Source organism: Cytobacillus sp. MT66 (genome assembly GCF_058792595.1).
This window is the reverse complement of record NZ_JBXAFB010000031.1, coordinates 1-12,043: the sequence shown is the minus strand read 5'-3', so window position 1 is coordinate 12,043 and position 12,043 is coordinate 1. Positions and strand designations below refer to the sequence as shown.

The following is a 12,043-nucleotide window of genomic DNA, read 5'->3' as shown; positions in this document are numbered from 1 at the left end:
CTTGCATGTATTAGGCACGCCGCCAGCGTTCGTCCTGAGCCAGGATCAAACTCTCCAATAAAGAGTTGATATAGCTCTTGTTTAGTCCCATACGGGACAAATAATTTACGTTGGCGTTTCTGTTTCGTTTAGTTTTCAAAGAACTATTTTGCTTGTCCTGCCGAAGCAGCGACAAAAACTATTGTATCATTTCCATTCTTCGAAGTCAACTTCTTTTTTAAAACTTTTTTTGAAAAAAAGGAAGTTATTTTTCGAATCCGTCTTATCAGCGACAAAATTTAATATAACATTTTCATTTACCGAAGTCAACTTCTTTTTTCGGGAATTTTTTATCTGAAAACGGTTAAGCCTTTATTGAACAAAGCTGAATTTCCTCGTTCATGCCCGACGGATTTATTATATTACTATTGTTTTTATAGAGAGTCAACAAAATAATAAAATAAAAAGGCAAGAAGCATTCAGCGCCTCTTGCCTGATAGTTTGGCTCATTTATTAATACTTAAATCTAGCAATTAATTCATTTAGTTCTTCCGCCATGGAGGACAGGGTTTTAGCTGATGCAGAGATTTCTTCCATTGAAGCGAGCTGTTCCTCTGTTGATGCAGCAACTTCTTCTGAGGTGGCCGCATTTCCCTGGGCGATCGATGCTAGCTCATTTGCAATAACGGTTACTTCCTGAATAGCTGCGGATATTTCTTGGGCAGATGCTGATACCTCTTCCATCTGCGGTGTCATTTCTTTGGCGCTCTGGACAATTTGGCTGAACTTTTCAATGGCTTCCTGAGAAATGTTAACCCCTGTCTGCACATCGTCTGTTACTCTGGCCATAATTTGCACAGAATTCTCCGTATCCTGCTGGATTCCTTGAATGATCTCGCTGATTTCTTTGGCTGAGATCCGTGACTGTTCCGCCAATTTGCGTACTTCATCGGCTACAACTGCAAATCCTTTTCCATGTTCGCCGGCTCTGGCAGCTTCAATCGCGGCATTCAAGGAAAGAAGATTCGTCTGATCTGCTATTCCCGTAATGACATCTAGGATTGAGCTTACTTCTCTGGAACGTTCATACAAGGATCTGATCATTACATTGGATTCCATAACAGCCTTATGGATCGAATTCATTTGGTTAACGGTATTAGAAACCGCCTTGCCGCCCTCTTCTGCCTGCTTGGTCGTCTGGCGTGACAGTTCAGAAACTTTCATAGACAGACCGGCTATCTGGGTAACTCCGTCGGACACCTCGTCCATCGATTGGGCATTCTGGTCAATGCCGGTTGTTTGTTTTTCTGCATTGCCTGCCACCTCTTGGATGGAAGCTGCCACCTCTTGGGTCGCACTGGCTGTCTGATCAGCGCTTGCAGTCAGCTCTTCTGCAGATGCTGCGACCTGTTCAGCGTGGCGCTCAACCTCCTGAACCAGGACTTTCAGGCTTGCCTGCATGTCATTAAAGGCTTTCCCTAGCTGGCCAATCTCGTCATTTGATCTGACCTCTATTTGCTGGGTCAAATCCCCCTTACTGATGGTAAGTGTCTTTTCCTTCATTTCCTTGATTGGTTTAATAATTGATTTAATGATGAAATAGATGATACCTGCTCCTAGCACAACGGCAATCAAAATAATTACCCATGTTTTTTGAAAAATAGGCGCTGCTTTCGTGCTGATTTCTTCTAAATAGAAGTTTCCGCCAATTTTCCAGCCGGTTAGCTCATTCGTCACAAAGCTCATGATTTTATCCTGGCCGTCAATCTCGTAATTTAGCTGGCCCTCTTGCTGCTTATACATGTCATCATAGAAGCTTTCCTTTGCTCCACTTCCTAATTCATCGGTTGGATGAGCGATAAAGGCTTTATTTTTGTCTAAAATAAGGGCATATCCTTCTTCGCCAATTTTTACCTGGCCGGCTAGCTGCTGAATGTAATTTAGCTGGATATCCACCCCGATAACGCCTGACCCGTCCTTGGCAGCCTTAGAAAGGGTGATAATCATATTATCAGATCCTGCTGAAATATAAGGGTCAGAAATAACGGTTTCCCCTTTATTTTCCATAGCCTCTTTATACCAGTCCCTTGTTCTTGGATCAAAATCATCCGGGAGCATAACGTTTGGTTCCATGACTGTTTGGCCTGATTCCGTGCCTACAAAAATCCCCTCGGCCTCCGGATGAAGCTGTATATATTGATCAAGATCCTTCCTTAGTGCTGGAATCTTTTCTTCTTGATACAGTGCTTTATTCATACGGTCCGAGAAAATATCCATATCATGTATTTTGGTCTCTATAGTGTTGTTTATCGATGTATTTAATAGATTAATATTTTCTTCTACCCCATCAAGTATTTCACCTCTAACCGCCTCTTTTGCGGTCAGGTAGCCTAGAAGGCCAACACTCAATGCAGGGATGATAAGAATAAAGGCAAAGGCTAAAATCAACTTGGTCTTTATATTTCTGAATATACTTTTCACTAGTTGCCCCTCTTTCCATGCTGATTAAAATGGCGCCGTCCCCAGCCTTTCAAACCACAAAAAAGACTATTCTTTTTGAAAACTAGAATAGTCTAAACAAAACAGTGAAAAAGACTTATCCCCTAATTCAGTCTGCTGGTTTTTTTCGTAATCGCCCTTCATAAATAGGAGATTTTTCCTGATTTTTTTATTAACTTTAAAAATAGATGGTAGGAAAGGATGATATTGGCAATAGAATTATTGTAAATGAGTTTTCCCTATGCTTCAACAGCCCCTTGCAAATTTCCTTACAAAAGGATAGAGAAAATGATCGGCAAATGCCAAAACCCGTCAGTTATAAGGGATTTTTACAATATTTTGTAATATTATGAATTATCCGAAAAAATATTTACGTAAGAAAAAAACTAGAATATAATCATGATGTTTACTAAAAATTAGGAGGTATGGAAATGCTGCTTCATAAAAAATGGATTGTTTCACTTATTCTAGTATTAGCTTTATTGGTTCCCGGCATCTCCCAAGCATCTGAAACGGCAAGCAAGGAAAATACGGATAGACCAAGCAAAATCACGCATGAAACGTTTAAATCAAAGACACTGGACCGGGACTATAACTACAACATTTACTTTCCGGAAAATTATCAGACTTCTAATAAGAGGTACCCTGTGCTTTATCTGCTGCATGGTTCCGGCGGCTCTGAGGACGATTGGGTTAAAAATGGAAATGTAAAGGAAACAGCCGACAGATTAATTGAATCCGGAGCAATCCCTCCGTCCGTTATTGTTATGCCAGGAAGCAAGAGCTGGTGGGTAGACGGCTACAATGAAAAGGCAGAAACAGCTTTCTTCAATGACCTAATCCCTCATATTGATAAAAAATGGCGAACTATTGCATCGAAAGAAGGCCGATTGGTCGCTGGTTTGTCAGCTGGAGGATATGGGACAGTTAACTTTGTTTTAAAAAGACCTGATATGTTTGCTGCAGGCGCTGCACTAAGCCCTGCCAGCTATACGCCACTGCCTCCATCCCATTCATCTGCATGGAAGCATGCAACTTTTTTAAAGCCAGATGGCACATTTGATACCGAAAAATGGGATGAGCTAAACTATACCTCCTACATTGATGACTACAAAAAGCAAGACATTAAGGTTCCGCTTTACATTAACTCAGGAGACCATGACACCTTTGACATTGCCTACCACGCAGCGGTTCTTTATCAAAGCTTGAGAGAGCATCAGCCAGAGCTTGTGGAATTCAGGGTTGTTGACGGCGATCATGAATGGAAAGTATGGTCAGAGACCCTTCCTGAAGCGATGACGTATATGTACAAATTTGTGGATGGTCCAAAATCACCTGGGAAAAAATAATAGATTCAAAAGCTGCCTGAATAAAGGCAGCTTTTTTATTTTATCTTTAGCCTGTGGAATTTGTTATAGTTTATTTTTGCTAAAGAGAGGAGAAATGCACTGAATATTTATACTTTCAGTCTATTTTTTACATTTAAATTCCTTTTTCGAAAAAATAAGCCAAATTAATGGATTATTCTTGCAATCACACATCCTGTTTTAAGTGTTTTTCATATATATATTTTAATTGTTTTATATGTTTTAATTGTTTTCGGGAAGCTGGAGGCCTTGGGCCCCAAGGGATTCAGCGTTTAACTATAACAAAAACGGTCCTAACTATAACAAAAACGGTCCTAACTATAACATTTTTGGTCCTAAACATAACAAAAACGGTCCCTTAACTATAACAAAAACGGTCCTAACTATAACAAAAACGGTCCTAATATAACATTTTCGGTCCCTATTATAACAAAAACGGTCCCCTCATTATTTTTGAGAAATATAACAAAAAAACTCTTTTGTTATAGTTGATAATTTGTCATAATAAGTCATATGAGAGAGGGGGGTGTGCGTGTACACAGCAGAACTTGTCGAAACAAACTCTAGTAAACTCGTGACGAAGTCCAATCTCTTGATTGAGGCCAATTACAAACTCGGTGTCGTCGAGCAAAAGATCATCCTTTGCCTGGCGAGCAATATTCAGCCGAATGATTCGGATTTCAAAACATATACATTGCCAATTAAAGAGTTTACAAATTTGCTTGGATTAAAAGGAAAGCCGAAATATACAGACCTGAAACAAACAACGAAAAATCTGATGCAAAAGGTATTCGAGGTGCGGATCAATAAAAAAGTCATCCAGGTCTCCTGGCTGAGCTATGTCGCCTATAACGAAACCGAAGGCACCATCGACCTGCGATTTGACCCATTTCTACGCCCCTACCTTTTGGAGCTGAAAAGGGAATTTACGAGCTACAAGCTTGAAAATGTCGTAAAGCTGAAAAGTTCTTATGCCATCCGGATCTATGAGCTTTTAAAGCAATATGAAAAAATCCAGGAGAGAACCATCACACTAAGCGACCTGAGAAAAATGCTAGGGGCTGAAGACATCTATCCAGCCTACGGAAATTTTAAGCAGCGTGTATTAGTGCCGGCTCAAAAAGAGCTGAAAAAGAAAACGGATATCTCTTTTGAGATTGAGGAAATCAAGGAAGGACGCAGGGTTGAAAAGGTTAAATTTATCATCCAATCCGGGAAGAAGAAAGGTAATGAGCAGTTAACCCTGTTTGAAAATCATCTGGAGGAATTCCAGCTTCCTAATACATTCTCAGAAAGAGTCAAGAAAATGGGCTTAATGCTTGGGGTACAGGTAACTGATGAAAGGATCCAAACCTGGGAGAAGTTCGGGCAGGACAATGTAATTATGCAACTGGAGAAAATGCAGGGCAGAACGGACATTGAAAACCCGATCGGCTACATCACAACCGTACTAAAAAGCAATGCCCAAGCACAAGCCAATAAATCGGAAGGCCAGCTAATCCTCCCACATTTGATCTCTTACTTCCGAAAATCAAAAGAGTCCTACCCAAATTGGTTCATCGTCGAAAAGGCAGTGGAAGAGCTTCAGTCCCATTTTCGCATGGACTTAAATGAAGCCAATGAGGCCTTTGAAAAAATTAAGGGCGAGCTGTTTGAAATACTCGGCGTATCAGACTACAAAAACGAAACTGCATCCACTGAAGAGATCATCCAGAAGAAATCGGAATTGAAAAAAATGCTCGCGCAGTTAAGAAAAAATAAATAACTATAACAAAAACGGTCCCTAAAAAGACCAAAACACTACATAATAAAAAAGTCGATTTCTTATTTAATAAGCAAATCGGCTTTTCTAGTCTAGTGTTTTCTTTTCCTCAATACCCAAAAATCACTTTTCGGGAAAGCAGCTGTCCTGCTGCGAACTTCAATTCTTCCCCTTGCCTAATTTTCCTCATTTTCCGTGTATCCGGGCGAAGCATCCGCATCCCCTCCTCACTATCTACTAAAATTCCGCATCCAGTTCCGTCCATCTTTTCTTCCGAAAGCTCTATAAGCTCTGCTGGGATGAAAAAATAAAAGTCATGGCAGTAAGACAGACACTCTTTCCACGTCTGATCCGTCAGCAAATCCCCTTTTGATACTTTGATATCAATAATGGCCATCTGCGACTCGTTAAACCCGAAAATTTCGGCTTTTTTTCCGTTTGGAAGAGGAAAATCAGGGACAGCCACAAATCCGCGCTTAAAAAGCCATTCCAGGGCTTTTTGCTGGAGATGCTTATGCTGCTTTAAATGTATAGCTGACAGAAAATCCGGAGCTTCTGCCACTTCCAGATATGTCCGTATCGCCTGATTTTTGATACTGCTGATTTTTGCCTGAATAGCCAGCCTCTTTTTGCGAATGTCCTTGAGCTGCTTGTCTGAAGAGCCTTTTTTTGCCTGCAGCACCGCTTGCTCTTTTTTGCTTAGTGCATGAACAGCCTTTTCCAATTCAGATAATTGCAGATCCGTGTTTTCTTTCAATTCCGTGATTCGCCTTCTCTTTTCCTCCAGCCCATTGATTAACAGCTGCAGCTCATCCCTTGTCGTTTCCTCTGTCACAGCTGCCAATAGTTCCAGCAGTCCAGCCCAGTCCTGTTTTTTGATGAAAGGAGATAAAGGCAGACTCTTTAAGCCTAATGCTTCCAGCCGGTCATAGTGCTCCTTCTCCATATTTTCTGCTGCAAGCTCCAGCATCCGCCGCAGCCGGGAGAGCCTCTTAGCCTGGTCAAGAGAAACCGGATACCTTTCAGGCACCTCCGAAACCCTTAAACCGCTTTTGAGGTCCACTAAAATGCGTTTACTAAGCGAATCATTTCCGGTGATGGTTGCTTTCATTATTTTACCTCCAAAAGTGTACGGTGCACGTTTTAACGAGATTATACCCTATTTTCAGCAAAAAGATCACGAAATAGGTGATTTTAGCAAAATTTATGAAAGAAATAGCTTTAATAAGAAGGAGTTTTGTAGTTTAATATTGAATGAAGGTATGAAGAAAAGAAGAAAACAACGTTGGATTTTGCAGCGGGTTTAACTATAAAGGGGGGGTGCAGAATGTCTTGTAAAGTAATTACCTTTGGAATTCAAAAAGGCGGATGCGGCAAAAGCACGACCACTGGCATTGTGTCTTATTTGATGAAAGAAGATGGATATCGTGTGCTCGCGATCGATATGGACTCGCAGGGGAATTTGACAGAGCTGCTGTCAGGAGAGCCATCAAATGAGTTTGTTGAGCGCTCTGTTCTCGAGGCTATGCAGCACAACGATATTAAAAGCTACATTGTTCCGATTACGGAGAACCTGGATTTGCTTCCGGCCACAAATTTTTTGGCAACGCTGCCGCGCTGGATTTACACTGGGCAGACCTATAAGGGGGAAAACATTCCGTTCAGCGGAAATCCAAGCTGGATCCTCGATGAAGCCTTAGAACAGGTTCGGGATGAATATGATTTCATTATCATTGATACTCCGCCTTCCTTAAGTGAGCAGACCACAAATGCCCTATGTGCCAGCGAATACGTTGTGGTACTGTTTGAAAGCTCTAACTGGTGCTATTCTGCGATTCCAAACTTTATGGATTCCGTGATCAGCGCCAATGAATTTGGCCGCCGCGGGACAAAGGTTGCCGGGATCCTGAGAACGTTGAATGATGTGCGACGCACCGATTCAAAGGCATTTAACGAAATGATCGAAGAAGATTATCCAGAAGAAGTTTTTCAGACGATTATTACCCGCAAAGCGCCGGTAGGGAGACTTGCCCTGTATGGGTTTGATGAGAATCCCGAATTAAAACAGGCTTTGCAGCAATACCAAAGTTTTTATGGGGAGCTGATTGAACGTGTCAAAGGTTAATGACATAAAGAATTTAAAGCGCCGACAGAGAGCTATCACTCCTTCTCAAGCATTAGCGCAGACTGTAGGACAAGAAGAACAAACAGAAGAATCCAACCTTGCTTCAAATCAAGAAATCTACGAAACAAGAAGGGAAGAAAAGAAAGTGGAAAGAAAGAGAGTCTCCTTTGATTTACGCACAGACCTACATAAAGAACTAAAAATGCAGGCCCTGCTTCAGGAAAAAAACATCTATATTCTGATTGAAGAAGCGTTGGAAAAGTACTTAAAGGAAAATAAATAAGAAGATTATTAGGCAGAACCCTGTGGGGGTTCTGCTTATTTTATGCCCCCTACCCTAGCCAATCATCCACATAAGCAATTATGCCAAGAATCGCTCCAACGGATGCCCCGAAAAATATAAACCAGCCTGTTTTAACTTTCTCGATTTTGGACCTCACCTAACCTCCCTATCACGCCTTCTATTATCTTTAACGAATCATCCCGGAAAAAGTTCCAGGCTATTTTTAAACTTAAATTAAAAAGGATTGTTAGTGTTTTTAGAGAATAAATGATCAACAACTTTAGCAGGAGGAGAAGGTTAATTGGAATATTCATTTTCCATGGAGAAGATTTAAGTGTATTTAATTCAATTATACGGGGTGTTTTATGTTAGATGTGGCTGTAATAGGCGCGGGCCAAGCCGGCCTGGCAATGGGATATTGGCTATCACAATTAAAAAATCAAAAAGAGTTTCTACTAATTGATAAGGCTTCTAGTGTTGGTGACGTTTGGAGGCAGAGATACGATTCTTTAGTTTTATTTACCCCGAGATCCTACAGCTCATTGCCAGGTTTGGCACTGGAAGGAGCCGATCACGGATTTCCTTCCAAAGACGAAGTGGCCGAGTATCTTGAAAAGTATGCTGATCATTTCAGCTTGCCACTACAGCTCGAAACCGAAGTGACTAGGATAGAAGAAGTTAATGATGCTTATCAAATTTATACAAATAAAGGTACAATCCAGGCAAAACAAGTCGTAGTGGCTACTGGGCCTTTTCATACTCCGTTTGTGCCTGCCATTTCACAAAACCTGAGCCCAGCCATTGCGCAGTTCCATTCCTCTGAATATAAGAACCCTGCTCAATTGCAGCCTGGCAATGTTTTGATTGTTGGCGGCGGAAATTCAGGGGCACAAATTGCTGTTGAACTTTCTGAAACAAGAGAAGTTCACCTTTCCGTTGGTCAAAAGATGCGATACTTCCCTTTAACGATGTTAGGAAAAAGTTTATTTTGGTGGTTTGACAAAATCGGTATCTTACACGCGGACAGCCAATCGCCACTTGGGAAAAGGATCCAGCAATCAGGCGACCCCATTTTTGGATTTCATCTTAAGAATCTAGCAGCAAACCAAAAGGTTGATCTGCACCTTCGCACGGTTTCAGGCAGCGGCGAAAAAGTGCAATTCGAAGACCATCATGAGCTTAAAGTACAAAATATAATATGGGCAACGGGCTTTCAGCCGGTTTATGGCTGGATTGACATCAAAGGATTAATAAATACTGATGGAAGACCTATTCATCATCGCGGAATCACAAATAAAAAGGGATTTTACTTTTTGGGGTTGCCCTGGCTGCATAAAAGGGGATCCTCCCTCCTTTTAGGAGTCGGAGAAGATGCAGAATACTTATCCAGGGTTATTGATAGGGAATTTTAAAGGGCGATGCTGCACATCGCCCTCTCTAGCTTATTACTAGGAAAGATATTTTTCTTTAAAGATTGGGCTAAGTTCACTCCATACGTCAAATTTATTGCCGTCCAGATCATAAAAAACAAAATTTTTTCCTGTATGTCCTCTATCTTCAATATCTCCAACTCTAATATCATTTTGCTTAAAATTTCTATGAATGGCTTCCAATGCGCTTAATCCATTAACCTCGAATGTTAGCGAAAAACGCTCATTGCCGTGTATATCACAAAAATTAGAGCTTTGATCTTCGTTAGATTTCACAAGAAAAACACTCTGATTGGCAAGGTTTAGAATCGCCTTATCCTGATCCTGGTAGCTTAGCTCTGCCCCCAGTTTATGTACATACCAATCAGAAGAAAGAGCAATATTTGCTACGGGTATATAGATTGTACCAACTCTTAATAACTTTTCACCCATTTTTTGTCTCCTTTTCGTGATCTAAAATTGATATTTGATGCTTTTGTTTTCTACTGATTATATGTATTCAATAGCAGTTAGACGGCTCTGTTTCACGATCTGCCTTTGCCAGCCTGAACGTTAATTCAAAGCCAAACCCGCTATGTTCAGGATCTTCCTTCTCTTTTTCATACAGCTCTGAAAATCGGTAGGTCACAAAATGCCAATGCTCCATCGGTTCTGTTGCGGTATATACACTAATCCTGTCTAGAGAATCGTTCCCTCCAGGCATATAGGAAATCAGTGTTCCAAAATGCTTCAGTTCCTAATCTCCGTATATATTTTTCATCGCTTGATCAATGGCATCCCAGCCAGCTGTATGTTCCTCTGCGCTCATCTTGACCTCCTTAAAATCATTAAAATTTGGAAACTATCCAACAGGAAAATGGACGTCTTTCCCCCTTAGATTGTATTTGGAGTGTTACCGACTTTGATTGTCATAATAGGTTTCATCTGCATATTTCCGATCCGTCCCTTTGAGATAAGCAAAAATTAACTTTGGACGTTTAAGTAAAGCCCAATCTCCATGGTGATCAAACTTTCTGCATGAAGTAATCATCCCATTTTTTATGGTGCCGTATTTTTTTTCATGCTTCTTTCCCCAATCCTTTAATCGCTTAGCAAAGTCAGCATCCTCCGCCATAAGCATATCTTCATTAAATCCATTAATGGACGTAAAGTCCTTTTTATAACACCAAAAGATGCCTACTGATATGGCACCATATTTAAGGAGGAGTGGGCCTATTAGCAATAAGGTTGAAACAAAGATTCCTAGAGACATTCTTTCGAATTTTCCTGTCACTCCGCCGCCGATATACTTTCCACTGGCTAAATTCTCCTCTGCCTTAGACAGCACATGTTCGTTCATCTGTGAATCGGCATCAATCGTCAGGATGATTTCACCTCTTGCTGCTTCAACACCTGCGTTTCGGATCTTCGAAAGGTTTTTATCGTTATTCTTTATCGTAATACAATGATATGATTTTGCAATTTCCTCTGTTCTGTCAGTACACCGATTTAAAACAGCAATGACCTCCACTTGATTTTTAAATGATTTTGAGGCTTTTGAAATAGAATCCAAGCATTTTCCAATGTATTTTTCTTCATTATGGGCAGGTATAATAATTGAAAATTTTATATCCTCTTTCCGTTTACTTTCTGAAAAGACCTCATTGTCTTTCATACAGTATCTCTCCCTTTTCATTTTAAAAAAATAGCTTGGTTTACTTGCCCTCCAATAACATCTATAAGATTCGGATAAACACCTCGTTACACCTAAATTTTACCACTATATACAACTTATGTAATCGCTAAAATAAAAATCAGCACATGATTTAAAAAGGATGGTTTGGATGCTAAACATAAAGAAAGAGCGCAATTCTGGAATCGCGCCCTGTTTTCAGGAGGAAATGATATGAACGAATACGATAAGAAGCGTAAATCCTATCAAAATCGTATGGATGGTTTTAAGGCGTTTCACCTTTTTGTTCTTATATAAGGCGGCTCCGAAAAGGCCTGCAATCACCAAAACAATGAGTGCTCCCAATCCAATAACCCCTTCGGTTTCCAAAGCTCCTTCGCTTAGATACATGATCACTCCATGAAAAATACTCAAAGCTAAGGCAACGGTTCCAATCAGCAAATGATATCTCCCAAAAAACTTGGACATTGATCTAAAAGTTCTCTTGGATTTTGGATAATTGGATAGAATCCATTTTGCTGACTTTCTTATTGGAAAGATTACGCCAGCAGCCCCCATAGCGATGACCGTGCCCCATCCAACCATTTCTCCTAAATCTTCATAAGGCTCTTCTTCGTCGTCATCGCCTTTCCCCTGGTTTTCATATCTTTCCTCAAAGTCATCATCTGCCGAAACGAAGCTGCTTTCTATTGTCCCAAAACTAAGGATAAAAATAGCTAAAAATGTGAGGAGTAACATTTTAAAATACTTCATAAAATTCTCCTTTTAATTAGGGATTGATTGTTTTTAGGATAGGCCATGAATCTGAAAAATATCTGAAAAACAGATAGATTGCATCCACAAAAAAACGGGGCTGTCTGATAAGTCCCTAAATTAAATAAGGGTGGAAGAAAATTAACAAATTTTCTCCACCCTTATTTTTATCT

At 40.4% G+C, this 12,043-nt stretch carries 10 protein-coding genes, 1 rRNA gene and 1 pseudogene; 5 read left to right on the top strand and 7 right to left on the bottom strand.

Annotated features, from left to right (window positions below; all coding sequences use genetic code 11):
• Positions 1-61, bottom strand: a 16S ribosomal RNA gene (locus AC1Q59_RS24405); the annotation flags it as partial.
• Between the two features lie 431 nt (positions 62-492).
• Positions 493-2,460 (bottom strand): methyl-accepting chemotaxis protein, encoded by a 1,968-nt coding sequence (locus tag AC1Q59_RS24400; protein WP_492368470.1) that lies wholly within the window; start codon positions 2,458-2,460, stop codon positions 493-495.
• Positions 2,461-2,909: 449 nt separating this feature from the next.
• Between AC1Q59_RS24400 and AC1Q59_RS24395 the strand changes: the two genes are divergently transcribed.
• Complete coding sequence (locus AC1Q59_RS24395) at positions 2,910-3,827, top strand: alpha/beta hydrolase (RefSeq protein WP_492368469.1); 918 nt, start codon at positions 2,910-2,912, stop codon at positions 3,825-3,827.
• A 550-nt stretch (positions 3,828-4,377) separates the two neighbouring features.
• Positions 4,378-5,610 carry a replication initiation protein gene (locus AC1Q59_RS24390; protein ID WP_492368468.1) on the top strand — a complete coding sequence of 411 codons (1,233 nt, stop codon included), beginning with the start codon at positions 4,378-4,380 and terminating at the stop codon, positions 5,608-5,610.
• Positions 5,611-5,716: 106 nt separating this feature from the next.
• On the opposite strand, the gene AC1Q59_RS24385 is transcribed toward AC1Q59_RS24390, so the two are convergent.
• A complete protein-coding gene (locus AC1Q59_RS24385) occupies positions 5,717-6,718 on the bottom strand; it encodes an MmcB family DNA repair protein (protein WP_492368467.1) in 1,002 nt (333 codons plus the stop codon).
• 216 nt (positions 6,719-6,934) lie between these two features.
• Between AC1Q59_RS24385 and AC1Q59_RS24380 the strand changes: the two genes are divergently transcribed.
• The 3 genes from AC1Q59_RS24380 (at position 6,935) to AC1Q59_RS24370 (ending at position 9,427) form a co-directional block, all read left to right on the top strand.
• Complete coding sequence (locus AC1Q59_RS24380) at positions 6,935-7,732, top strand: ParA family protein (RefSeq protein WP_492368466.1); 798 nt, start codon at positions 6,935-6,937, stop codon at positions 7,730-7,732.
• The gene (locus tag AC1Q59_RS24375; RefSeq protein ID WP_492368465.1) at positions 7,719-8,015 is read left to right on the top strand and encodes a hypothetical protein; all 297 of its coding nucleotides are present in this window, start codon (positions 7,719-7,721) and stop codon (positions 8,013-8,015) included. The genes AC1Q59_RS24380 and AC1Q59_RS24375 overlap by 14 nt, the downstream gene beginning before the upstream one ends.
• A 365-nt stretch (positions 8,016-8,380) precedes the next feature.
• Positions 8,381-9,427: a flavin-containing monooxygenase gene (locus tag AC1Q59_RS24370; RefSeq protein ID WP_492368464.1), complete on the top strand. Its 1,047-nt coding sequence runs from the start codon at positions 8,381-8,383 to the stop codon at positions 9,425-9,427.
• 36 nt (positions 9,428-9,463) lie between these two features.
• Here the strand turns inward: AC1Q59_RS24370 and AC1Q59_RS24365 are convergent, their stop codons facing one another.
• The 4 genes and pseudogenes from AC1Q59_RS24365 to AC1Q59_RS24350 all read right to left on the bottom strand — a co-directional run bounded on the left by AC1Q59_RS24365 (position 9,464) and on the right by AC1Q59_RS24350 (position 11,870).
• Complete coding sequence (locus AC1Q59_RS24365) at positions 9,464-9,877, bottom strand: VOC family protein (RefSeq protein ID WP_492368463.1); 414 nt, start codon at positions 9,875-9,877, stop codon at positions 9,464-9,466.
• 82 nt (positions 9,878-9,959) lie between these two features.
• Positions 9,960-10,253 (bottom strand): annotated as a pseudogene (locus tag AC1Q59_RS24360) (suppressor of fused domain protein); the annotation flags it as partial.
• Positions 10,254-10,337: 84 nt separating this feature from the next.
• Positions 10,338-11,099: a glycosyltransferase gene (locus AC1Q59_RS24355; protein WP_492368462.1), complete on the bottom strand. Its 762-nt coding sequence runs from the start codon at positions 11,097-11,099 to the stop codon at positions 10,338-10,340.
• Between the two features lie 216 nt (positions 11,100-11,315).
• Complete coding sequence (locus AC1Q59_RS24350) at positions 11,316-11,870, bottom strand: hypothetical protein (protein WP_492368461.1); 555 nt, start codon at positions 11,868-11,870, stop codon at positions 11,316-11,318.
• Positions 11,871-12,043 lie beyond the last annotated feature (173 nt).

Excerpts from the sequence above, each read along its gene's own strand:
- AC1Q59_RS24370 (WP_492368464.1), top strand. The coding sequence starts at position 8,381 with ATGTTAGATGTGGCTGTAATAGGCGCGGGCCAAGCCGGCCTGGCAATG.
- AC1Q59_RS24385 (WP_492368467.1), bottom strand. The coding sequence starts at position 6,718 with ATGAAAGCAACCATCACCGGAAATGATTCGCTTAGTAAACGCATTTTA.
- AC1Q59_RS24355 (WP_492368462.1), bottom strand. The coding sequence starts at position 11,099 with ATGAAAGACAATGAGGTCTTTTCAGAAAGTAAACGGAAAGAGGATATA.
- AC1Q59_RS24365 (WP_492368463.1), bottom strand. The coding sequence starts at position 9,877 with ATGGGTGAAAAGTTATTAAGAGTTGGTACAATCTATATACCCGTAGCA.
- AC1Q59_RS24380 (WP_492368466.1), top strand. The coding sequence starts at position 6,935 with ATGTCTTGTAAAGTAATTACCTTTGGAATTCAAAAAGGCGGATGCGGC.
- AC1Q59_RS24395 (WP_492368469.1), top strand. The coding sequence starts at position 2,910 with ATGCTGCTTCATAAAAAATGGATTGTTTCACTTATTCTAGTATTAGCT.
- AC1Q59_RS24350 (WP_492368461.1), bottom strand. The coding sequence starts at position 11,870 with ATGAAGTATTTTAAAATGTTACTCCTCACATTTTTAGCTATTTTTATC.